This is a genomic window from Methylobacterium sp. E-045 (assembly GCF_022829685.1).
Taxonomy (GTDB): Bacteria; Pseudomonadota; Alphaproteobacteria; order Rhizobiales; family Beijerinckiaceae; genus Methylobacterium.
Genome location: NZ_JAKSYE010000055.1, coordinates 63,892 through 86,317, shown reverse-complemented (window position 1 = coordinate 86,317; position 22,426 = coordinate 63,892). Strand labels below are relative to the sequence as shown.

At 63.4% G+C, this 22,426-nt stretch carries 19 protein-coding genes and 1 pseudogene; 8 read left to right on the top strand and 12 right to left on the bottom strand.

Translation table 11 applies throughout. The features are described 5' to 3' along the window. Positions 1 to 832: 832 nt before the first annotated feature. Entirely contained in the window at positions 833 to 2,356 is a 1,524-nt protein-coding gene (locus MKK51_RS07480) for a sensor domain-containing diguanylate cyclase (RefSeq protein WP_243976040.1), read from the bottom strand. 55 nt (positions 2,357 to 2,411) lie between these two features. On the opposite strand from MKK51_RS07480, the gene MKK51_RS07475 reads away from it, so the two are divergent. Then, on the top strand, positions 2,412 to 2,855 hold the full coding sequence (locus MKK51_RS07475) for a DUF4113 domain-containing protein (RefSeq protein WP_409565637.1): 444 nt from the start codon (positions 2,412 to 2,414) through the stop codon (positions 2,853 to 2,855). 185 nt (positions 2,856 to 3,040) lie between these two features. Here the strand turns inward: MKK51_RS07475 and MKK51_RS07470 are convergent. From MKK51_RS07470 to MKK51_RS07445, 6 genes and pseudogenes are all read right to left on the bottom strand, one after another. Continuing rightward, positions 3,041 to 4,169 (bottom strand): annotated as a pseudogene (locus MKK51_RS07470) (FAD-binding domain-containing protein). Positions 4,170 to 4,426: 257 nt separating this feature from the next. After that, entirely contained in the window at positions 4,427 to 6,187 is a 1,761-nt protein-coding gene (locus tag MKK51_RS07465; protein WP_243976037.1) for a DUF927 domain-containing protein, read from the bottom strand. Between the two features lie 123 nt (positions 6,188 to 6,310). Continuing rightward, positions 6,311 to 7,114 carry a hypothetical protein gene (locus MKK51_RS07460; protein WP_243976036.1) on the bottom strand — a complete coding sequence of 268 codons (804 nt, stop codon included), beginning with the start codon at positions 7,112 to 7,114 and terminating at the stop codon, positions 6,311 to 6,313. Positions 7,115 to 7,274: 160 nt separating this feature from the next. Continuing rightward, on the bottom strand, positions 7,275 to 7,586 hold the full coding sequence (locus MKK51_RS07455; RefSeq protein WP_243976035.1) for a helix-turn-helix transcriptional regulator: 312 nt from the start codon (positions 7,584 to 7,586) through the stop codon (positions 7,275 to 7,277). A 121-nt stretch (positions 7,587 to 7,707) separates the two neighbouring features. After that, positions 7,708 to 8,715, bottom strand: coding sequence for a hypothetical protein (locus tag MKK51_RS07450; protein WP_243976034.1), 1,008 nt, complete (start codon positions 8,713 to 8,715; stop codon positions 7,708 to 7,710). 10 nt (positions 8,716 to 8,725) lie between these two features. Then, positions 8,726 to 9,862, bottom strand: coding sequence for a tyrosine-type recombinase/integrase (locus MKK51_RS07445; RefSeq protein ID WP_243976062.1), 1,137 nt, complete (start codon positions 9,860 to 9,862; stop codon positions 8,726 to 8,728). 364 nt (positions 9,863 to 10,226) lie between these two features. On the opposite strand from MKK51_RS07445, the gene MKK51_RS07440 reads away from it, so the two are divergent. Together MKK51_RS07440 and MKK51_RS07435 are read left to right on the top strand one after the other, a co-directional pair. Continuing rightward, positions 10,227 to 11,069, top strand: coding sequence for a hypothetical protein (locus tag MKK51_RS07440; RefSeq protein WP_243976033.1), 843 nt, complete (start codon positions 10,227 to 10,229; stop codon positions 11,067 to 11,069). 8 nt (positions 11,070 to 11,077) lie between these two features. Then, positions 11,078 to 11,446, top strand: a complete 369-nt coding sequence (locus MKK51_RS07435; RefSeq protein WP_243976032.1) for a hypothetical protein — start codon at positions 11,078 to 11,080, stop codon at positions 11,444 to 11,446. 26 nt (positions 11,447 to 11,472) lie between these two features. Here MKK51_RS07435 and MKK51_RS07430 read toward each other — a convergent pair whose 3' ends face one another. Beyond that, entirely contained in the window at positions 11,473 to 11,688 is a 216-nt protein-coding gene (locus MKK51_RS07430) for a hypothetical protein (protein WP_243976031.1), read from the bottom strand. Next, entirely contained in the window at positions 11,685 to 12,137 is a 453-nt protein-coding gene (locus tag MKK51_RS07425) for a hypothetical protein (protein ID WP_243976029.1), read from the bottom strand. The genes MKK51_RS07430 and MKK51_RS07425 overlap by 4 nt, the downstream gene beginning before the upstream one ends. Positions 12,138 to 12,868: 731 nt before the next feature. On the opposite strand from MKK51_RS07425, the gene MKK51_RS07420 reads away from it, so the two are divergent. From MKK51_RS07420 to MKK51_RS07400, 5 genes are all read left to right on the top strand, one after another. Continuing rightward, on the top strand, positions 12,869 to 14,506 hold the full coding sequence (locus tag MKK51_RS07420; protein ID WP_243976027.1) for an inorganic phosphate transporter: 1,638 nt from the start codon (positions 12,869 to 12,871) through the stop codon (positions 14,504 to 14,506). Between the two features lie 483 nt (positions 14,507 to 14,989). Next, complete coding sequence (locus MKK51_RS07415; RefSeq protein WP_243976025.1) at positions 14,990 to 15,259, top strand: hypothetical protein; 270 nt, start codon at positions 14,990 to 14,992, stop codon at positions 15,257 to 15,259. A gap of 90 nt (positions 15,260 to 15,349) precedes the next feature. After that, on the top strand, positions 15,350 to 15,613 hold the full coding sequence (locus tag MKK51_RS07410; protein WP_243976023.1) for a hypothetical protein: 264 nt from the start codon (positions 15,350 to 15,352) through the stop codon (positions 15,611 to 15,613). A gap of 339 nt (positions 15,614 to 15,952) precedes the next feature. Beyond that, the gene (locus tag MKK51_RS07405) at positions 15,953 to 17,035 is read left to right on the top strand and encodes an efflux RND transporter periplasmic adaptor subunit (protein WP_243976021.1); all 1,083 of its coding nucleotides are present in this window, start codon (positions 15,953 to 15,955) and stop codon (positions 17,033 to 17,035) included. After that, positions 17,032 to 20,139, top strand: coding sequence for an efflux RND transporter permease subunit (locus tag MKK51_RS07400; RefSeq protein ID WP_243976019.1), 3,108 nt, complete (start codon positions 17,032 to 17,034; stop codon positions 20,137 to 20,139). The genes MKK51_RS07405 and MKK51_RS07400 overlap by 4 nt, the downstream gene beginning before the upstream one ends. Before the next feature lie 135 nt (positions 20,140 to 20,274). On the opposite strand, the gene MKK51_RS07395 is transcribed toward MKK51_RS07400, so the two are convergent. The 3 genes from MKK51_RS07395 to MKK51_RS07385 form a co-directional block, all read right to left on the bottom strand. After that, on the bottom strand, positions 20,275 to 20,577 hold the full coding sequence (locus tag MKK51_RS07395) for a hypothetical protein (protein ID WP_243976017.1): 303 nt from the start codon (positions 20,575 to 20,577) through the stop codon (positions 20,275 to 20,277). 609 nt (positions 20,578 to 21,186) lie between these two features. Then, positions 21,187 to 21,384 (bottom strand): hypothetical protein, encoded by a 198-nt coding sequence (locus MKK51_RS07390; protein ID WP_018042694.1) that lies wholly within the window; start codon positions 21,382 to 21,384, stop codon positions 21,187 to 21,189. 120 nt (positions 21,385 to 21,504) lie between these two features. Further along, complete coding sequence (locus MKK51_RS07385) at positions 21,505 to 22,419, bottom strand: polysaccharide deacetylase family protein (RefSeq protein WP_243976015.1); 915 nt, start codon at positions 22,417 to 22,419, stop codon at positions 21,505 to 21,507. Positions 22,420 to 22,426 lie beyond the last annotated feature (7 nt).

Sequence of the window (22,426 nt, the reverse complement as noted above, 5' to 3'; positions counted from 1 at the left end):
CCCCTTCTGTCGCTAAACCGGTTCGGGCCAAGCCAGAACCGGCCCATGATGCTGAAGCTACGGAAGCGCGCCGATTTTCCCCTTGGCCTCGCTCATCGTGTTCTCACAGGCACGTTTGTCACCGCGACGATCTTCGTCAGTTGCCCGAATAATGAGGGTTCTTGCGACAGCGACGTGCTCGGCTGTCGAAACCGTGTCGGGGTCACTCGGGGCGTCAAGGCGCACCGTTGTTACAGCGTGCGGAGACCCAACGCGGACTGTATGACCGTCCTTCAAGCCAGCGACCTGGATAGCCCCGGCACTGTCGAGTCGGCGCTCGATGGTGCCAATCTGGTCAGCGCAGGATGATGCGGACGCAGGAAGCGGGGCAAGCGCGACAAGGAGAATGGAGAGAGCGGGCATGATGCGCATCGAACTGACCTTTGCCGAGGTGGCAGCATCGTAGCCTCACTCGGTGAGCGAACTGACCCGATGCCGTCCCTCACGCAGCGATGCGAGGGTAGCGATGGTGCAACGGCCCACATGAGCACATGTTGCATCGCAACATAGAATGCGGGGCTGGTCCGCGTTCAACACGTAGCTGGGGCAGTCGAGCTAAGGTCGCCGCCGTCGTTAATGCGTGGCAGAAAGCCGATGGTGACGGCCGGGCCGGCGCGGTCGGCAATGTCCATCGCAGCAATCGAAACGGAAACAGGTCAAGATGTGATGGCTATAAGAGGCGTCAGAATGAACGAATGGCGCTAACAGCCAGCGGAGCATACAGAAGTACCCATCAGCTCCGGCGCTTCAAATGCCTTCATATAGCCCTACCACCTTGCGGGGCTTGGTCTGATCAGCGTTCCACCAGTCGCAAGGATGGCTTATCGAGGGACTGGGGGCCGATAGACGGTACGCAGCGGGTTTGATTGCGGCCGCCAGCTTTGGCTTCATACAGCGCGGTGTCCGCGCGGGTGTACAGGTTGCGAGCATCGGCGGTGCCCGTGGCCAAACCGATGCTAACTGTTATGCCGCCAGGGCCGATCCCTGCAGCCTCGACCACCAGGGTCGCAATCTGGGCATGTACCGCCCCGGCAACACGGAAGGCGCCAGCCGCGTCTGTGTCAGGTAGCAGGAGGGCAAACTCCTCGCCGCCGACTCGGCAGACCAGATCGGAGGGGCGGTGTACGCTTGCCCCAAGGCAGCGGGCCAAGCCCTTCAGCACCGCATCCCCGACCTCGTGGCCGTAGTGGTCGTTGAAACGTTTGAAATGATCGGCATCGATCATGAGCAGTGAGAGCGGTTTGCCAGAACGGGCAACCTGCGCGCAAGCATAGCTGAATGCCTCATCGAAGCGCCGCCGGTTGGCTAAGCCCGTCAGGGTATCGGTCTCCGATAGCCGAGAGAACTCCGCCTGCATCAAGGTACGACGACGCAGTTCTTTCCCAAAAAGCAGGGACAACGCGACAGTGAGGCCGCAGAGGATGAGCAAGACAATGCCGATGCCGAGGGCTTTGGTCCGCCATTCTGCCTCAACGTCGCGCGTAGAAAGGGCGACGTTGAGGATCAATGGCAAGTCGCCGACTTGGGTGAAGGTGTAGTAGCGCTCGACGCCGTCTCGGACCGAAACGTCTACGAATGAACCGTTGCGCGCACTCGCGAACCGCATGAAGGTCGGCGCACCGGCAATATTAACGCCGATGTCCGCCGCCTCATAGGGATAGCGCATAACCCGCGTGCCGTCGCGCAGATAGAGATTGATTGCCCCCTCACGGCCAAGGCCGATCTGGTCGAAAAGGCGGGTGAAGTAACTGAGCTTTAGGCTACCCAGCACGACCCCTCCGAATGAGCCGTCGGGCTTGGAAACGCGCCGGCTGAACGGCAGCATAGGCTCGCCTGTCAACCGCGATACGATGGGCCTGCCGATGTAGACGCCCCGGTCGGCACGTAGGCGCTGAGCTTGGAAGTATTCCCGGTCGGCGTAGTTTCCTTTACGAGGTGGCATAGCGCCTGCGTCATCGATGATTTCGCCGCGATCATTCAGGACGAGCATCACGCCCATGTCTCGCGCTGTCGCGGCGCGGTCGAACAACACGAGTTGACGCATCCGAGGATCGAGCGTTTCGAGCCCTGGCGTACGTAAGTTTTCGACTACGGCGTTGATGGACAGGTCGAAGATCTCGACGTTACGGGCAATGTCGCGCTCTATGACCTGAAGCAGATTCCGCGAGGTCTGCTCAGCCTTGTCCCAAGCGTCGCGCCGCAGGTCGAGCAGCATCATGCCCGAGACGACGAGCATGCCGAGAGGCGCCAGGACGCTGAGTGCGATCCATGTTCCGGCAGACCGAAGTACCGGCGACAGCCTTCGAAGCTGCATCATCGTCAGGCGCTTCCAAGCGTGATTTTCTTCCTTCGTATTTGAGTCCTCAAACCTAATCGGAGACTTACCGTCGGACCGTTCCCACTCGATTCATCACGTTGTACTTAACGCCGCGTTCAACTGGTCGAGAGAATTTACCCCGACCGTTGTGACCCTGCCCGAAGCGACGTCAGATACCCTGGTGCTGATCAAGGAAGCGACGGTGGGCATGCGACGGATCTGGAAGGCGGGCTACCGATATTCGAATGCAGGGGTCATCACTGTGGATCTCGTGCCCTTGGTGGCTTCACAGCGCGCGCTGTTCTACGCTCTCGACCGCGAGCGAGGTTCGGTGCTGATGGACGCTCTCGACGCCTACAACCACCGCTGGGGGCGCGGGGCAGTGGTGCCCGGCACGGCTGGGTTCGGCTCGCAGCGAACGTGGTCCACACGGTTCGACATGCGCTCGCCGCGCTACACGACCCGAATCGCCGACATCCCGGTTGTTGGTGCCGCATAGGCCAGGAAGAGCGGTCGTGGCCTCATGCTCTTCTGAGGGGGGGGGGGGCGACCGCCCAGAAAGCCTGCTGGCTCTCGGCGTCGATGGTCAGCATCAGTGCCGCAGTGAATGGTTGTGAAGACCGCTCGCCCGCGACCGCAGGCGAAGGCAAGCTCCGTAAGCAGTCCCACTAATCAGCCGGCGACTCAGTTGAGTAAGAGCCGAGGGATGGCTTTCCTCAGCCGGGAGTAGCCTCGGGTCGCCAATGGCCATGCAGCCTCATCCCAGGCCCGTCGAATTTGTAGGCAACACTTTGGCAGCGCCATCGCTGATGGCCCGACCGGGGCCCAGGCGGTCACAACCGGCAAGCTGTCCGCCCAACCGCTATCAGCGTGGCCAGCGGGGCATCCGAAATGGGCCTCGGCTCGCGTCAGCGCATCGGCCATCGCGGCTTCATCCGCAGCCTTGACCCGGTCAGTGGCGCCGCCGGCATGGGCAATGAGACCGCCGATGCGCACGACCCGTCCATTGCCAAGACACAGGCTCTCTGGGTGCAGGTCGTCGAGGTGCAGCAGAAGCGCCACCTCACCGTCCGGCGCGGCGTCGGCCGGCGGCAACGGCACTTCTCGCGGCGGCATTGGCTCGTCGAGGGCGTCGGGGTACTCATCGAGGCCGACCGGATCGAAGCGCCCATCAGTGTAGCGACGGATGTTCTCGGCGCGGGCGACATAGTGCTTGCCCCGGGTGTGCAGGCCGGCAACCCAGCGCCAGGACAATGTGTTGCTGGCCGGATCGCCATCGACGAGGTGACGCATGAAGAAGTCAGCGCCGAGCGCCCACGGGAGGCGAAGGGTGAAGATCCAGATCGAGGCAAACCACATGCGCGCATGGTTGTGGAGCCAGCCAGTTTCGACGAGTTCGAGGGCCCAGGCGTCAAAGCAATCAATGCCGCTCCGCCCCTCTACCGCAGCCTCATAAGTCCGCCGCAGGCCCGGCTCAGCGGCAAGGCGCTCATGGCTCTCGGCGGCCAGCGTGAGGTAGCCCGTCCAGGCGGCAGGATGGGTTTCCAAGTGCCCCTTGAAGTAGGTCCGCCAGAATACCTCGCTAACGAACTTTTCGGCCCCTTCATCGCCGAAGGCAGCGACGGCCGCAGCGACAACTTCGGCTTCGGTGATCAGGCGCCGGCGCAGATAGGGCGAAAGCGCCGAAGTCGTTGAGCGCTTGGGGTCCGAGGTCGAAGTTGCGAGACCCGGCGTACTCGGCTCCCTCATTCGAGAGGAAGGCGGTGAGGCGTTCGAGCCCGGCGGCACGGGTCAAAGGGAAGGTGCGATCCATGACTGTAAGCTAGGGCGCAGCGGGGAGAAGCCGATGCGACCGATTCCCGAGGGTAACGGGCACGCGTATCGCGGCAATACCCATGGGAGCGTCACAGACGGCCGGCGCGGGCCATCTTGGCCGAAGGCGGGGTTCGACGCTGATGGGTGCTCTCGACGCATGTAGTCATTGTAGGTCGCTCGGCATGGTGGGAGCGCCTGACCAACCAAAAAAAAACCCCGGGCGTCGCTTTCAACGCCTGGGGTCTACAGTGATTCTTAGAACGACCGTTCCAAATCAGCAAACCCGCCGGGCAGGTAGACGCTGATCGACCGCTTGCGAGAGGTATCAGGCCACGTCACCTGACGCTGAGCCCATTGGATCGAGCGGCCAGTGGTACGGTCTCGGCCGTGGTCCAAGAACCCCTCGGCGTCGAGCCATTCAAGGACCCGTTGCTTCCGTACATCCGACCGGAACCACTTGGTGAAGACCTCGGATCGAACGACGCACTCGAGACCCTCATTCTTCGGCTGACGAAAACCGTCCGCGTTGTGCATGAGTCGCAACTGCTTACGAGTGCAGGTCTCAGTGTCCAAAACGTTGGCGCCATTAAGCTTGACCTTCAACGCCTTCAGATCGGCCTTAAGCTCAGCTTGCGGATTGGGGATCTCCGCGAGCGCCGCTAAACATGCCCGCTTCAAAGCCGCGCCGAGTCGTTTCATGTCCAGTGGAAGAACACCCGCAGCGATTGCCAAAAGGCCGCCCGCATAAAGGACGCCAAACTTCGCCACGATATCACGTTCAACCGGTGACATCGTTGGCCGCGCTACGGCCACTTCGAAGTTCGCCACCAGAATTCGAACCACCTCTTCGACAGCCTTGTGTTGTCTAGCGAGCCATTCGGTATAAGTGCTGAAGGCAAGGCCGCGGAAGTTAGGCAGGCCCTCCCGCAAAAGCTGAAACTGCGTCTTTTCCCAAGCGGCGAGATCCGCCCCAGTGAGGGTCTCTGGCGCCAAATCGAAGATGGTTTGCGACCCGTTGAAGAGCACCGGCACGCCAATGAGCCGAGCCGTTTCCCCCTCATCGCGGGTCTCGCCCTTCCGCGCCGCCCAAGCGTCGGGCGAGTGCTCGGAGGACATGAGTGGCAGAACCTGGAAGGTTGCCGCTGCCCCACCATCACCGCCAGCCCAGTTTGGGTGACGGATGATGTCTTGCCCGTTCATCAGCGCATATGTTGTTTCGCGAACGACCTCATGGACATTGCCCTTTCCACCCCGTGCGGTACCAACCTCGTTGATCGGGATCGCGTGGTCATTGAAAGCGACCGCAACCGCCAGAAGACCGGAGGCCGTCGCATTCAGACTTGGCAGATCCTCCTCCTGCCCATAGCCTAACGCCGATGCACCCACGAGCTGTGCCGTTGACTTCCCTGACCGGCTCGGGCCGTAGAGCACCAGCCCAAAGTTCGGGCGCCTCGCGATCTTGAGGAGCGGCGCTGCAAAGATGGTGACCAGTGCGATCATCATTGCCGTCGAGAAACGCGCGATTTTGATCAGGGCGCGCCACCCGTCGAGGTCACCGCGATCCTGCATGTGACCGGTGCTCCCGGCGAAAGCCCCACTCGGCGGCAAAATTGCTTCAGCGTCGTCGCGCCCTGACACAACGGAACGGTGTGTCACGAACGTGGTGGCATCCCGCCAACCATTGCGAGCGGCTCGACGAACGATGGGGGCATCGGCTGCGATGGCGGAAGCGATGATACCCTGACGCTCGGTGGTCGAGGGTCGCTGTGCGCCCTTCGCAAGCAAGTAGCGAGCGACCGCTGCAACACTCTGCTCCTGACGGGGAACAGTGGCCTGGATGACCGCCCCCTCGATGCTCGGCGCCTCGTAGACGTCGTACCAGACCTGTTCGCCCTCATCGAAGAGCTGTTTGATTTTACGAATACCCGCATTGGGCGTGATGCTGACGGTTAACATGATAATCCCCTGTTTCAGTTCTTGGAGTCGTTCTTGATGGTGGTGGGTCAGCGCGTGCACAGGCTGCACGGGATGCACGGGCTTTGCGCTGACAGGGTGGGGTAAGCGCCGGGCACGCCATGGAAGACGGCGCCTGAGCCAGGGCGAGAGGGGGTTGCAGTTCCCCCTCCCGCCTAATCGCCCCTAGGGCCCGTCTCTCGCCCAGTTGAAGCCACCCAGAGCCCGCTCGACGGCATCGTCATCGATTCCGCAACCGATGACCCGGCCACCCAAGCCGAGCTGGTGCTCAACCATGGCCAGCTCATCGGCCTGAATCGCGCGCAGCCCGCGACGCTTGGTGTTGGTGCTGGGACCGCCGCGAGCGTTCAGTCGGGACTGGCTCAGTTCGGTCACACGCCGGATGCGGTCGGGCTTGAGCGCGTAGCGCTCGGACTTACCGCTGGCGTCGATGGGATCGAACTTGACCGGTCGCTTCACCCAATCGGAGGGCTGGAACGCAAAGCGAAAGGGCGCCTGCTGAGCCGGGGAGAACCAATCGACCGCGACACCGTGCGAGTGAATGCACCAGTGCGCTGGGGGCCCCCCACCGGTGAGATCCTCGTTGAAGGAGATGTCGAGGCTGAAGATGCTGGGGGTGATGCCGCTGGTCACAGCGGCCGCCTCCACCGCAGCCAGGACCCGCCGGCAAACAGCCGCATCGAGCTCACCCGGCAGGACGCAGCCGAAGGTGGGCACCACCGTGATCATGGTCATCCGGCCGCGCAGTGCCCGTGCGGGCTCGCGAACGAACCGGTCAGCCAAGTCCAGGGCAGCGAGTTGGAGACGGCCGCCGCACTCGGTGCAGGCGCCGCTCAGGCAGGGATCGGCTTCGGTGCAAGCAACGAGGGTCGCGGCCAGCTGGCGTTCGGCGCCGCTGCCCTTCTCCAGTCGGCCAATCAGCCGCCGTCGGTTCTGGCGCCGAGCTGTGAGGTAGTTGGGTTCAGACATGGGGGATCCTTGGCAAAAGCTGCCTTGCCGGCCAGGAGGCCAATTGCTTCGGTTGCGGGAGATTTCGTGGGGGAGTGGGGGGATCTGCTGGCAGGTTTACTGGTCGCCAGCGTGTTCGTTGTTGCCTATGTGTTGCAGGTTTACGCGGTGGTGGGGCGGACTACTCTGCCGCCACCTTGGTGGCCTCGCGGGCCGCGTGCTCGTAGTTGAGGATGTCCTGGACGCTGAATCGCATCGCTCGCGCGCCAATGCGCACGGGAGCCGGCAGCCGGTTCTGCTTCAGCCAAAGGTGCATCGTGCTGTTGCTGATTTGCAGGCGGGCCTGCACCTGCGCGTAGGTGCAATAGCCTTCCGTCGGAAAGGCGATGGCCTTGGACTTCGCGGCCTTCGGCTTGACCGGTTCGACGCTGGCATAGCTGTGCTTCAGGCGCTTCGTCAGCTCGTTCGTGGGCAGATCGGGGGGATGGGTCATGACACCTCCTGTGGGGACGGTGCCATCAATGCCGGCCTTTTCGGGCTTACGGGGAACAATGAGCGCTAATTAGCCCTGAGCATGCCGGTCGAGACCATGCTGCCCCTTTGGGGCCTGCCGCTTATTTTTTGGCTTTCCGATCTTCGCGTAGCAGTTGGATAGCTTCGTTGAGCCTCTTCACGACGGTCACCTCTTGAATGGCCTGAGATCCGTTTGCCCGCATCTTGGTGCAAAGATCTATGACGTAATCGTCCTTTGATGCGTACTTTTTCCCAACAAGAACTTCGACATCAACGGTTTCGCTCAGTAGTGTTGTTACAATCCTCAACAAGCCGCTATACTGCCGCTTGGCATGGCCTGAGATCGCGGCGATATCTGGTTTGCCCTGATCTGACGCTTGATTCGCACCGTAATTGAGCATCTCGGGTGGAAGTTCAAAGCCGGAATTCTTGGCCCATTCGATGAAGCTATTTGGCGTCATCGAAACATTTAGTTGCCCTGCCTCAATAGCACGCTCGACCAGCCACTTCCGGCGCTTGTACTCGATGCGGAACGGGCTTGCGCTGGAACGCGGGCTTCGCAGACTTTCTTGGTTCACGACCTGAGGATCTTTTCCTCGCGAAAGCGCTATTGCTTCGTCAGCGTGCCATACCCCAGCTTTTAACCAATGGCTGAAGTCAGCTTCAGCTTCAGGACTATTGTAGAACTCTTCATCGTCAAGAGAGGCGGCTGCTTTTATTCTTACCTCGTCGTACTGCGCCCTTTCTAAAGCGTATGCCTTATCGACTTCAGACCGAGACAAGCCTTCCAAATGCTCACTATAGTCCCTTGCATCATTAAGATACGAACGAACTCCATTCCGAGCTTTAGCTGTTAGCTCGCCCGGCTTGAGCCAGATGTCTTCGAAGGATTTTGCATCGAGTATCAGTTCAACATCATCGCCAAGATCCGCAGCTATTTCCTCGACAGTAGCGGGATTAGCCAGGTCGACGTCGTCGTTGTGTCGGCGAGAGGCCTCGGTCGCTAATGCTTCCCATCGGTCATGATGCTGGGGGAATCGCTGTCTGAACAAAAAGCGCCGCTTTGAGCCGATGCTCGTGGCCGATACTCGCTTTGTCGGAGATTCCATATCGCTATGCCTAACTTGCGCCAACGAACTGCGCCCAAGCTTCCATCATCTCACGCCGCTTGGCCAGCAGATCACCTCGCCGGTAGGCCGCCTCCACCCGGTTCTCCACGGCGTGGGCCAGAGCCATCTCCGCAACCTCACGCGGCAGGTTCGTTGCCTCAGCTGCCCAGTCGCGAAATGACGACCGGAAACCATGGGCGGTGATCGGCACTGCCATCCGGCGCAGGGCCATCAGGAAAACCATGTTCGACAGTGGTTTCTCACCCGACCGCCCAGGGAAGATCAGGGCGCTGCCGCTGCTTAGAGCTTTCGCCCGTGCCAGCACTGCGACCGCTCTGCCACTAAGGGGGACGCGGTGCTCGCGCCCCGCTTTCATGCGGCTGCCCGGTACCGTCCACAGCGCTTCGACATTGTTGACCTCAGACCAAGCGGCGCCGAGCACTTCTCCGGTGCGGGCTGCCGTCAGGATCAAAAACTCGAAGGCAAGTCGAGCGATCTCCCCCTGCTCACTCGACCCTCGCAGTCGCGCAACGAAGGCGGGCACCTCGGCATAGGGCAATGCCGCGTGATGCTCCTCGCGCTCGCCTTGCTTCGGCAGGCCACGACTAACCCCATCAATCGGATTGTCGCCGCTGCGATAACCGGCGGCTTTGGCCCAATCGAGCACGGTGCCTATGCGTTGGCGAACCCGCCGCGCCGTCTCGGGCTTTGTTAGCCAGATCGGTGACAGTGCGCGAAGAACATCTGGTGTTTCTACCTGATCGACCCGACGGCTACCGAAAAACGGATTGGCGTAGGTTTCAAGGGTGGTCTTCCATTGAGCCGCGTGCTTTGCGTTGTTCCACGAAGGCTTGTTGTCATCGAAGACCCGGACGACCGCTTCGGCGAAGGTTGGGATCGTCTCGACAGGCTTGCGCCGTTCGGCGAGCGGGTCGCCACCATCGCGGGCAAGCTTACGGTAGCCAAACGCCTTTTCCCGTGCCTCGGCCAGCGTGACCAGGCTGGCCCCGCCTAATCCGATGTCGCGCCGGGTACCCTGGATAACGATCCGCAAGAGCCATCGTTTTGAGCCGGATGGCTCGACAACAAGGTAGAGGCCATGGCCATCTGCGTACCTGCCTGGAGCCTTAAGCGCCCGAACCTGCACGGCGGTGAGCGCCCTTTCAGGGTGGCGGCCTTTTCGCTTTCCTGCAGTGTCCGTCGAACTCATGGCGCCCACATTTTCAACCACACTTTATGTGGGGTGCAGGCGGATTGCAATGGACCAGCTAGGATATTGGTGAAAGGCTAAAGCTTTGCAGGTCAACGACTATTCGGATCATACCGCATCAGGCTGGCCCTTAGTATGGCTGACGCTCCCTCCGCCATTTAGCTCGCCAACCCATTGAAATCGTTAGATAATTTGGAGTGACGGCCAGAGAGCCCTAGCTCCTGCCCCTGTTAGGGGTTAAGTCGCCAAACAATTATGCTTCGGGCGTCATTTCAACGTACGCCCTGGCACGACGCCCGCCGTGACAGACCGCACGACCTATGAAAATTTTAGCGCTCAGCTTGTCGCCCGCTTGGCGGACTGCTGGCCCAAGCGCCTATCGATCATCCCGGCCGACTTCGGCCTCGCGGAAGAGGACGATGGGAAAGGCGTTGCTGACCAATGGGATCAATGGAGCGACGTCGTTCTCTGGATGGGCCGGGAAGGGATCATCCGTTTTGAAGGGCCTTCAAACGGCGACTGCGGAGAACCTTGGTTCTGGGATGTTGAACTTACGGAGAAGGGTCGAGCGATGAACTTTAATCACTTTCCGCAGTCCAAAATAGATATCGTAGCGCCCGACGGAACCGTGAGAAGCTCAACAAATGCCATAGTAACCCCCAAGGCAATCACAATTGCTGATACCACAACGCAGATTTTTGTTGGCGACGAGATCAGACGAATAATCCCCAATGGAACAGAGGAAGCGTTCGAAGTAGTTGATCCGACATATAACGAGAAATTCCACAGTATACCCGCACATTTTTCCGTAAAACTTCGAAGAAAAGGCATCTTTCCCAAGGGAACTGGAGGAAATTATACATTCAATGTAAGCGGCAATAACGCACGTGTAAATTTTCATTCAACAGACAATTCTACCAATCGGGTTGGAGATAACGCTGTTTTTCGAGACCTTCAGGTTGCCGTTGAAAATTCCGGGCTGAACGCAACCGAGATTGCCAAACTTCAGAGCTCAATTCGAGATATGCAGGCAGCGGCCGGAACTCCTTCATTTAAGAACGAATATCAGAAATTTATTCAGGATGCAGCCACATATATGACTATCGTAAGCCCCTTCATTCCCGCCCTCTCTACTTTGCTTTAGAGGCATAGATGGAACTGGACAGATTTGTTGAAAGAACCCTCTCGCAAATACTGGCGGGAATTTCTGCCGCGCAATCCGGAACTATGGGAGGAAATGTTGCGGCCGGAATGATAGGCAGCCCACAGGGGGCGAATATTTACAATTCTGGCGACGCAGGAACTTTTACAGTGGTTGATTTCGATATTGCGATTAAAGCGGTTGAGAAAGATGGAGGTCAAACTATCCAGGTTGCCGGCACATCCGAATCAACGGGAACGAAAACCGCAAATGAAAATTCAAATCGGGTGAAATTTTCGGTACACCTTATGCTGCCGGAAGGCGACGCGGCTCCTGTTCGAACATTCCCTGCGCGGAGGCCCAGTCCGCCGATTGTCTAGAACGAGCCTTCGGCAGAAACGCCTGACTACGGTTTCAACTCAAACCCTATCGTCGTCGCCACGTGACGCAGCTTCGCGATGTTGCGCGTGCGTAGGGTGCGGCGCTGGCTTGTAATGGGATCGCCGGCCTCGCCCTCGATTGCTACAAGCTCGGTGCGCTCGCGTTCGATTAGGTAGCGGATGCGCGGCTCTCGATCGCCAGCGGGCAACCGCATCAGGTCCGCCGCGCTTGGGATGGTCACGGGGTCTCGGCCTGGTAACGCTCCACCACACGGGCGGTGATGAGCCCGAGCCCGATGGTGATGCAGGACTCGCCCGTCAGCACCCATTCGGCCGGCCGGATGCCCCAATCGTCCGTATCGGGCACCAGGGTGAGCGAGACGGCGCCTACGTCGCTCAGATCGCCGTCACGGGCCGCGCGGTGGCGCACGTAGCCCAGGAGGGCCAGCGAGAGGTCCGCGCCCTTGCCGGTGATCGACAGGCCCAGGCGGCTCATCTCTGCGATGATGGCGAAGTGGATGGCCTGCCAGATCGTATAGGACCGGTCTCTGCCGCTGCCGATCTTCTGTTCGCGGATAGCCTTGCGGTGGATCCAGCGCTGGATCGTAGGCGCATCCACACCCGAGACATGGGCAAGCGTCGAGAGGCCAAAGCGGTCTTTCGCGACCGGATGGTGACGGCTCCAGTCCACAGGCCTGCCCCTTATTGGACCGTCACGACCGGTAGGATGCGGCCAATGGTCTTCGGCTCCCAGGATGCAGTCGGAGCGGCGTTTCGGAAGGGGTCGCGAGCGGAGCCGGTGCGCGGCTTACGCGGCCGCAATGGCTCGCCCACCTTATCCGGCCAGCGGAGCGGTAGCGCGCGAGCGACGCTTGATCGCGTTGTCACTGCTGCGGGAGTGGATCGGAGGGCAGACCGTTTCAGACGGTTGGCAGCCTGCCTCGCGGCGAACCTCACCGCAGCGGAACGGTCACCGAACGATCGGGGATGATCGACCTTTCTCGTCTCCCCTCGGCGACACCGATCATCCCGCATGGCAAATTCGCGGCGGCGCTCTTCCGCATGAGGCCGCTCAGGGTCATCGGGAGCTCTCGATCCCTGGGGTGATGCTCGCAACCCGCCCCCACTCGGCAACCGCCGATGACCACCCCTCAGCTACACCACCGCGCGGGACACGACCTGCCGGGTGCTTCGCGAAGCCTGACGGTTCAGCTGCGGCAGTCCAGGCCGGTTCGTCGGATGAGTTCGATGGTGAGGCCGCTTGCCGATCGCCCATGCGGGCTGAAACGGAAAGCCAATACTCCACGCTTGAGATCGCCGGCTTAATCCACCGGGTCCGAGGTATTTCGAATGCGTGTCACAGGACTGTTATGAGCCCAACCTACTGGCAGGCTCACTGATCCCCAGGGTCTTGAGGCCATCATGTCCGACGCCGTTGCCGCTCCGACGGGCTTGCCACAGAGCGCCATTGCGCCCGCCGCAGGACCAAAGCTCGATCACGGGATCCACCCGGGCGGGGTCATCGCCTTCCTGCTCGTCCTGGTCGCCGGATTGGGCTACGCGCTCTACAGCCTCGTGACCGACATGAACGCGGTGGGCCAGTCGCCCCTCGCCATCGGCGCCTTCGTGCTGCTCGGCCTGGCCCTGCTCATCGCCCTGGCCTTCGAGTTCGTGAACGGGTTCCACGACACCGCCAATGCGGTCGCCACCGTGATCTACACCCACTCGATGCCGCCGCTCGTCGCGGTGATCTGGTCGGGCGCGTTCAACTTCCTCGGTGTGATGTTGTCGTCCGGCGCGGTCGCCTATGCCATCGTCACCCTGCTGCCGGTGGAGCTGATCCTGCAGGTCGGCTCCTCGGCCGGTTACGCCATGATCTTCGCGCTGCTCATTGCCGCGATCCTCTGGAACCTGGGCACCTGGGCTTTCGGCCTGCCGAACTCGTCCTCCCATGCCCTGATCGGATCGGTCATCGGCGTCGGTCTCGCCAACCAGCTGATGGCCCCCGAGGGACAGGCAACCTCGGGCGTCGACTGGGCGCAGGCCATGGGCGTGTTCAAGGCGCTGCTGTTCAGTCCCGTCATCGGCTTCATCGCCGCGGCCCTGCTGCTGCTGGCCCTCAAGTTCACGGTGCGCCGGAAGGACCTCTACGAGGCCCCCAAGGGCGAAACCCCGCCGCCTTTGTGGATCCGCAGCCTGCTGATCCTGACCTGCACCCTCGTGTCGTTCTTCCATGGCGGCAATGACGGCCAGAAGGGCATGGGTCTGATCATGCTCATCCTCATCGGCGCGGCGCCCACCGCCTATGCCCTCAACCGCACGATGTCGGACGACACCACCCCGGCCTTCATCCAGACCTCGCAGAGCGCCAGCACGGTGTTCGCGGGCCATGCCGGGACGACGGCCAAGCCGGATGCCGCCGAGGCCCGCAAGCAGGTGTCGGAGGCCCTGAAGTCGAAGGACCTGAACCAGCCCGCGGTGTACGGGGCGCTCGCCGCGCTGGCCACCGACATCGCCGACAACGTCAAGAGCTACGGCGCCATCAAGCAGGTGCCGGCGGCGGCGACCTCGAACCTGCGCAACGACATGTATCTCGCCGCCGACGCGATCCGGCTCCTGCCGAAGAACGGCGCGACATTCTCGGAGGCCGAGGCCGGCACCCTGAAGGCCTATACCGGCCTCCTCAACGACGGGACCCGCTACATCCCCACCTGGGTCAAGGTCTGCGTCGCGCTGGCCCTCGGCCTCGGTACCATGGTGGGCTGGAAGCGCATCGTCGTCACCGTGGGCGAGAAGATCGGCAAGACCCATCTCACCTACGCGCAGGGTGCGTCCGCCGAGATGGTCGCCGCCGGCACCATCGGCCTCGCCGAGCTCTACGGCCTGCCGGTCTCGACCACGCACATTCTGTCCAGCGGCGTCGCCGGCACGATGGCGGCCAACGGATCGGGCCTGCAGATGTCCACCGTGCGCAACATGGCGCTGGCCTGGGTGCTGACCCTGCCGGCCGCCATCACCCTGGCGGGCGTCCTCTTCTTCATCCTGCGACACGTGTTCTGAGATAACGGATGCCAAGCGAGGTGACCGCGCTCATGCTGTGAGCGCGGCCGGCGCCTCGGGTGACCGCCTCCACTCGGTGAACGCGATGGTGGCTGCATGGGCTGAGGATGCCGCTTGCAGAAGCGACACCCCGGCCCTTTGCGGGCTGATCGAGAAGAGCGCCGAGCGTCTGTTCAGCGCAACGGCGATTGCGACCGTGTCTGTCGGACGCGGGCTGGTATGGTTGGCGTTGCGCAGCTTTCCGGCGTCCGTTTCGCACGCGAGTAGGCTCCGTATCGCTGCAGCCTCCGAGAGCGGAACGACGGCGCGAGGGGTCCGGCGCCTGCGTCATCGCGATGGCCGCCGGCGCGCCTGTCTGCTGGCTCCCGCATGTGTCTTGGGGCCACGCGTGCGACCAATCCGACTTTCGACCGTTGACCCACGATGCAGGATGGGCTCGCCCCTGCGAGCCCGCCATTCGCTCCATCGGTCAAGGAGACCCTCATGAAACATGCCCTCATTGCTGCGGCCGTCATTCTTTCGCCCTTCGCTCTGGCCGCATCGGCTCAGGCGCAAGGGACGGTAAGGGGCGCAGAGCGCGGGATCGAAGATGGCAATCGCGCGGCCGGTCCCGTTGGCGGCGTGGTCGGCGGTGCGGTCGGAGCCGCGACGGGCACCGTCGGGGGCGTGCTCGGCGTCGATCCGGATCGGCGCGAGGAGCGGATGGAGCGGCGTGACGAGCGTGGCACCGTTCGGGACCGTCGCGACCGCTAAGGCGGCGGAGCAGTACGCTCACGCGCGTTCTTCGGACTTGCGTGTCGGCGGGACGGTTGCGGGGATTGCCCCGCGGCCCTACCGTTCCGAATGACCGAGAAGCTGACGACAGCCGCCCTGTGCAACCTGAACCTCATCTCTCAGGACGAGGTGGCGGCGGCTGTTGAAACCTACCTTGCGAATTCCATGGCGCCGCCTTTCGTCTTCAAGGAGGGTTACCGGCTCGATCTCGGTAAAGCCGTGCGGCGGCATCCCGGCGCGAACGATTTCGTGAACCGTGGGAATACCGGCCCCCTGATGAAGCGTCCCTTCATTCTCGCGGCTATCCTCGAGGCCCGCCCCTTGCGGGAATGAGCTCCTCCCGGCACCGCCGGTGACTGTCCAGGCGAACGATCGTCTCCGATGAGCAGAGGCAGGTCCCCCGGCGCAGTCACTGCTGGCTCTTGCCGATCCCTGTTGGCTCGCACGGCTGCGCCGGTGCGGCCTGAACCTTCCCAACCTGTCGGTCTCGGCCCGGCCGCCTTCACCTCGACATGCGGTCGGCGACGGTCACGCGCCATCACGCATGCGCCGTGACCACTGCGGCGCACTTCATGGCGTCAGCACCCCCGCCGCATGCCCTTGACGCTCACCTCCGCCTGAATATATTACGATCATCATCTTATTGATGGTGCGGTTGCGGGGGAATGCGTGATGGATGCGAGGATTGCCCTCGGGATTGTCGGCCTGGCCCTGACGGCCTGCTCGCCGGGCGAGACCGCCGTGTCGCCTCCACCGCCCCTGGTCCAGATTGTCGAGGTCGCGCGGAGCGGTGGTGGGATCGCGCGCTACACCGGCGTGATCCGGGCTCGGACCGAGAGCAATCTCGGCTTTCGCGTCAGCGGCAAGATCTTCGAGCGGCTCGTCGATCCGGGCGATCGGGTGACGCGGGGCCAGCCGCTGATGCGCCTGGATCGCACCGATTTCAGCCTCGCGCTCAATGCCGCCCGCGCCTCGGTCGAGGCGGCCCGCGCCCAGATGATCAAGGCGAAGGCCGACGAGGAGCGCAGCCGCAAGCTCGTCTCCGACGGCTGGACCTCGAAACAGACCTACGACCAGAACAAGGGCGCGGCCGATTCCGCCATCGCGCAATTCGCCAATGCCGAGGCGCAGGCGAGCCAGATCGCCAATCAGGCCGGTTACTCCGAGCTGCAGGCGGATGCGGACGGCGTGGTGATGGAGGTGCCCTCCGAACCGGGCCAGGTGGTCGCCGCCGGGCAGACGGTGGTGAAACTTGCGCGCGATGGCGCCCGAGAGGCCGAGGTGTTCCTGCCCGAGGGGAGCCGGCGCGCGGCGCAGGGCGAGGCCTCGGCCATCCTCTATGCCGAGGGCGAGGTGACCTATCCGGCGCGGCTGCGTGAACTCTCCGCCACGGCGGATGCCGCGACGCGCACCTACAGGGCTCGCTACATCCTCTCGGGCGGCGGCGAGACGGCGCCGCTGGGCGCCACGGTGACGCTTCACCTCACAACCACCGACGCCGCACGGGCCGCTGCCGTGGCGGTGCCGCTCGGTGCCCTGTTCGACCAGGGTCAGGGCTCGTCGGTCTGGCGCTACGACCCGGCTACCGAGACCGTCACGGCGCAATCCGTCGCGGTCGCCCGCATGGCCGAGGAGAATGCCGACATCGTCTCCGGCCTGAATCCGGGCGACCGGATCGTGGCCCTGGGGGCGCATCTTCTGAAGGCCGGGCAGAAAGTCCGGGTCGCGTCCTTCACGATGGGAGGGGCCCGGTGAGCGGCTTCAACCTATCCGCGCTCGCCGTCCGGGAACGGGCGGTCACGCTCTTCCTGCTGATCGCGCTCACCGGCGCGGGGTTCTTCGCCTTCGAGAAGCTCGGTCGGGCAGAGGACCCCGCCTTCACCGTGAAGGTCATGGTGGTCTCGGCCACATGGCCCGGCGCCACCACCGACGAGATGCAGCGCCAGGTCGCCGATCCGCTGGAAAAGCGCCTGCAGGAGCTCGTCTTCTACGACCGCGTCGAGACCACGGTCCGGCCCGGGCTCATGCTGATGAAGGTCATCTTCAAGGACAACATGCCGCCGGCCAAGCTCCAGGCGGAGTTCTACCAGGCGCGCAAGAAGCTCTCCGACCAAGCCTCCAGCCTTCCGCGCGGCGTGCTGGGGCCGCTGTTCAACGACGAATTCTCCGACATCTACTTTGCTCTCTACGCACTCCAGGCCAAGGATCTGCCGCACCGGCAATTGGTGATGCGGGCGGAGGATCTTCGCCAGCGCCTGCTGCGCGTGCCCGGCGTCGAGAAGATCAACATCCTCGGCGAGCAGGCGCAGAAGATCTTCGTCGAGATCTCGTACCAGCGCCTCGCCACCCTCGGCATCACGGGCCAGCAATTGCTGGCGGCTCTCGCCAACCAGAACGATGTGACTCCGGCCGGCTTCGTCGAGGCGGCGGGACCGCGCGTGTATCTCCGCCTCGACGGCGCCATCGATGGGCTCGATGCCGTCCGCAACCTGCCCGTCGCGGCGGGCGATCGCAGCTTCAAGCTCGGCGACATCGCCGAGGTGAAGCGCGGATACGAGGATCCGAAGACCTTCGCCATCCGCAACGACGGCGAGCCCGCGCTGATGCTCGGCCTCGTGATGAAGCCCGGCTTCAACGGTCTCAGCCTCGGCGCGGCGCTCGATGCCGAGGAGGTCGCGATCTATCATGACACGCCCGTCGGCATCGCGTTCACGAAGATCACCGACCAGGCCAAGGTCATCGACGAGGCCATCCACGAATTCATGGTCAAGTTCTTCACCGCGCTGGGGGTGGTGATCGTGGTCAGCCTCGCCGCGCTGGGATTTCGCGTCGGCATCGTGGTTGCGCTGGCCGTGCCGCTCACCCTGTCGGCGGTGTTCGTGGTGATGATGATCACGGGCCGCGATTTCGACCGCATCACGCTGGGCGCCCTCATCATCTCGCTGGGCCTCCTCGTCGACGACGCGATCATCGCCATCGAGATGATGGTGGTGCGCATGGAGGAAGGGGCCGACCGGATCGAGGCGGCGACCCATGCCTGGAGCGCCACCGCCGCGCCGATGCTGACGGGCACCCTCGTCACCATCGCGGGCTTCCTCCCCGTGGGCTTCGCGGCATCCACGGCCGGCGAGTATGCCGGCAACATCTTCTGGGTCGTGGCCTTCTCGCTCATCATCTCCTGGATCGTGGCCGTGACCTTCACGCCCTATCTCGGGGTCAAGCTCCTGCCGAACATCAGACGGGTAGAAGGCGGCCATGACGCGATCTACGCCACCAGGAACTACCAGCGCCTGCGCCGGATCGTGCGGATGTCGGTCGATCACAAATGGATGGCCGCCGGCATCACCGTGGCGCTGTTCGCCGGCGCGGTGGTGGCCATGGGCAAAGTGGAGCAGCAGTTCTTCCCGAACTCGGAACGGGCAGAACTCATCGTTGAGGTGACCCTTCCGGCGGGCTCGGCCTTCGCCACCACCGAAGCCAGCGTGAAGCGGCTGGAATCGGCCCTGCGCACGTTGCCGGAAGCCGGGGAGATCACGAGCTATATCGGCCAGGGCATGCCGCGCTTCGTCCTGTCCTTCGACCCCGAACTGCCCGATCCCGCCTTCGCGCAGATCGTCGTCCAGAGCGCCGACGCCCATGCCCGCGACAGCCTGCGGACAAAAGTCCGCAAGCTCGTCGACGAGGGGCGCTTCCCCGAGGCGCGGGTGCGTGTCCTGCAGATCGTCTTTGGGCCACCGATCCGCTTTCCCGTGGCCTTCCGGGTGGTCGGGCCGAATCTCGACGTGATCCGAGGCATCGCCGCCGAGGTCAGCGACGTCATGGCGGCCAACCCGAACATGCGGATGGTCCATCTCGACTGGGGCGACAAGACCCCCAACCTGCATCTCGCCCTCGACCAGGAGCGCCTGCGCCTCATCGGCCTGACCCCGAAGGAAGCCGGCCAGCAGTTGCAGAGCTACCTCAACGGCATGCCGGCAACCCAGGTGCGGGAGAACCTGCGCTCGGTCGATGTCCTGCTGCGCAGCCCGGGCCCCGAGCGGCGCTCCCTCGGTGAGATCGGCGACCTCACCCTCGCGACGAAAGACGGTCGGCAGGTGCCGCTCTCCCAGGTCGCACGCCTCGAGAGCCGCAGCGAGGACTCGGTTCTGAAACGCTACAATCGGGAAAGCTACATCCGCGTCCAGGGCGACATCCTGGACGGGAAGCAGCCGCCGGATGTCCACGCCCAGATCTTCCCCCTGCTAGAACCGATCAAGGCCAAGCTTCCGCCGGGCTACCGCATCAACACCGCGGGCGCGGTGGAGGAGAGCGCGAAGGCGATGATGTCACTGGTGGCGGTGTTCCCCATCATGCTGATCGTGACTCTCACGGTCATCATGATCCAAGTGCGGTCGTTCTCGACCATGTTCATGGTCTTCGCCACCGCGCCCCTCGGACTCGTGGGCGCCGCGCCGACCCTGCTGGTCTTCCACCAGCCGTTCGGTTTCAACGCGATCCTCGGGCTGATCGCCCTGTCCGGCATCCTGATGCGCAACACGCTCCTCCTCGTGGATCAGATCCACCACGACCGGGTGTCGGGTCTGTCGGATTACGAGGCCATCGTCGAATCGACGGTGCGGCGCGCCCGCCCGGTCTTCCTGACGGCCGCCGCCGCCATGCTCGCCTTCATCCCGCTCACCCATTCGGTGTTCTGGGGCGCGCTCGCCTACGTCCTCATCGGCGGAGTCGGGGTCGGCACGGTGCTGACCTTGCTGTTCCTCCCGGCCCTCTACGCCCTCTGGTTCCGCGTGGAACGGGCGCCGACGGGAGAGCGGGCATCGCGCGGCGCGGCTTCGATGGCCCGCCCGGCGGTGTCCTGAGCGAAACCCTCATCCATGCCCGGCATCCACGGGCATTCCAGGGATCGCGCGTTCAGACCATGAATGCGCGGTACATCGACCGGCCCGCGATAGTGCCCCCCTCACGCGGGCCGGTCGGTCGTCCAACGCCTTCGTCTATCGGCCGCCGCCCCCGCCGGTGTTGGGGATCGCGACTTCCGGCTTGTTGGCGTTTCCAGCCGCGCCCGAATTGTTCGACCGGCTGTCCGCGCCGGTGGCACCATAGGCCTCGGTCCCGATGGAGCCCGGACCGCTGTTGTCGATGCCGCCCGGCTTGACCACCGGGACATCGGACGTGCCCGGCGATGTCATCCGCGCCGGACCGGGCTGCCTGATCTCGGCTGGCCCCGTCGACTGCGCGAAGGCAGGCACCGACGCGGTCATCATCACACCGGCGAGTAAGGTGGCAATCTTCGTCATCAAACATCCCCAAGTTCACGAATGACTCTCTGGGATGCCAACCGATATGGCCGACAAGAGGTTTCAAGCTTCGCAGTGTTATCGTCCTGCTCCGACCTGCGACTCTTGGCTCTCACCGGCCATGACTGCAGCGCTCAATGCAGAGGCGCGGGCTCGCTACACTCCGCCGGGTCGGCGGATATGCAATCGGCTTGCGGCAGGCTCGGTATTTGCTCACCCGCCGGAAGCCGATCGTCGGACACCGGATCGACGTCGCCGGGCGTGTCGGGAAGCTGGGGCCAAATCGGACGATCGGGTTGTATCGGCTTCGCCATGGAACGGCCTCCCAGCGATCGGCATCATAGCTGCATTGCTGGGATATAATATACCAGGACGGATTGCAAAATGGAACGACGCTTCATCCCGTCTTCATCTTCGCAAGAGTGACGTCCTAGGAGATGGGACGAACCGCGCCTTCGAAGGCCTCCGTGACCCTGGAAGCCGGAGACGCCCCCGCCGGCCATTCCCGGCTCGGGCGTCTCCAAAGCGCGCGGCCGCCACGGCATCGCCGCGGCGACGTATCGGTCGTCAGCCTCCGCTGCCCGCAACCGTGATCGAAGGACGACGGGCTTACCGCTCGCCGAAGCCGGAAAGAAGCTTCTCGATCTGGGCGAGTCCGTTCTCGCGGGCCTTGGCCTCGCTGGTCAGGCTCCGATCCGAACGCTGGACGAGCTTGCCGCCTTTGCGAATGGCCCACTGATAGGTCGCGCCCTCGGTGCGGGGGCTGAGGATTTCCAGGGTGTAGGGGTATGTCGATGTTTCAGTCATGGCTCCTATATGGCGCAAGGTTCCGGCACCTTCCACCCTTTTATACCACATCTCTGACCGGCGGATTTCGCCCGGACTTGCCGAACTCGTCGCCCGACGCTTCTGCCCCGTGGCGCCGCCCTATCGCGGATCGCGCTCCGCACGCGCCAGCACATGGCCGGCGATGCCTCCGGCGGTGGTCAGCCAGATGCCGTCGCGATGGGAAGCGATATGAGCGAGCGCCTCCCGCAGCGGCCGGAGCCGGTGCGGCTGGCCGACGATGTAGGGGTGCAGGGCGATCCCCATGACGAGGGGCGCCTCCCGCGACTGCAGCAGCATCTCGTCGAACGCATCGACGATCATGGCGGAGAAATCCCGCGCCGACTCCTTCCTCGCGACGATGGCGGGAATGTCGTTGAGTTCCTGTGGATACGGCACGGAGAGGATACGCCCGCCGTCGCGGGTGGAGAACCAGACCGGCTGGTCGTCATGGGCCCAGTCGAGCAGGTAGCGGTAACCGGCCTCCGCCAGGAGATCGGGCGTGACGCGGGATTGCGAGATCCAGGGACCGAGCCATCCGGCGGGGGGCCTGCCTTCCTCCCGGGTCAGGACGGCAGTGGCCTCCGCGATGAGCGACCGCTCGGCCTCCTCATCGAGGTCGCCCTGCCGCTCGGCATTGGTGCGGCCATGCCCGACGATCTCGTCGCCCCGCGCCCGGAAGGCCTCGATGAGGCCGGGACAATCCTCGTAGAGCCTGCTGTTCACCAGTACGCTGGCGGGCAGGCGAAGCTCATCGAACAAAGCCTTCATCCGCCAGGCGCCGACCCGATTGCCCCAATCGCGCCAGGCGTAGTTCAGTACGTCCGGCTGAGGGCCGCCGGGGGCCAGTTCGGCGCCGAGGCCCGAGCCGAAATCGAAGGTTTCGAGATTGAGCGCCATGTAGACGGCGAGGCGCTTGCCCCCCGGCCATTCATAGACCGGGCGGTCGGGCAGGGCGCTGTAGGCATAGCGGCCATGGTACTTCGCTGCGTCCGTCAAAACGTCGCGCTCCCTCATTGATCGT

Coding starts and splice junctions, on each gene's coding strand:
- MKK51_RS07460 (WP_243976036.1), bottom strand. CDS start 7,114: ATGTCTGAACCCAACTACCTCACAGCTCGGCGCCAGAACCGACGGCGG.
- MKK51_RS07410 (WP_243976023.1), top strand. CDS start 15,350: ATGACCGAGAAGCTGACGACAGCCGCCCTGTGCAACCTGAACCTCATC.
- MKK51_RS07405 (WP_243976021.1), top strand. CDS start 15,953: ATGGATGCGAGGATTGCCCTCGGGATTGTCGGCCTGGCCCTGACGGCC.
- MKK51_RS07450 (WP_243976034.1), bottom strand. CDS start 8,715: ATGGAATCTCCGACAAAGCGAGTATCGGCCACGAGCATCGGCTCAAAG.
- MKK51_RS07390 (WP_018042694.1), bottom strand. CDS start 21,384: ATGACTGAAACATCGACATACCCCTACACCCTGGAAATCCTCAGCCCC.
- MKK51_RS07455 (WP_243976035.1), bottom strand. CDS start 7,586: ATGACCCATCCCCCCGATCTGCCCACGAACGAGCTGACGAAGCGCCTG.
- MKK51_RS07480 (WP_243976040.1), bottom strand. CDS start 2,356: ATGATGCAGCTTCGAAGGCTGTCGCCGGTACTTCGGTCTGCCGGAACA.
- MKK51_RS07415 (WP_243976025.1), top strand. CDS start 14,990: ATGAAACATGCCCTCATTGCTGCGGCCGTCATTCTTTCGCCCTTCGCT.
- MKK51_RS07395 (WP_243976017.1), bottom strand. CDS start 20,577: ATGACGAAGATTGCCACCTTACTCGCCGGTGTGATGATGACCGCGTCG.
- MKK51_RS07420 (WP_243976027.1), top strand. CDS start 12,869: ATGTCCGACGCCGTTGCCGCTCCGACGGGCTTGCCACAGAGCGCCATT.
- MKK51_RS07435 (WP_243976032.1), top strand. CDS start 11,078: ATGGAACTGGACAGATTTGTTGAAAGAACCCTCTCGCAAATACTGGCG.
- MKK51_RS07385 (WP_243976015.1), bottom strand. CDS start 22,419: ATGAGGGAGCGCGACGTTTTGACGGACGCAGCGAAGTACCATGGCCGC.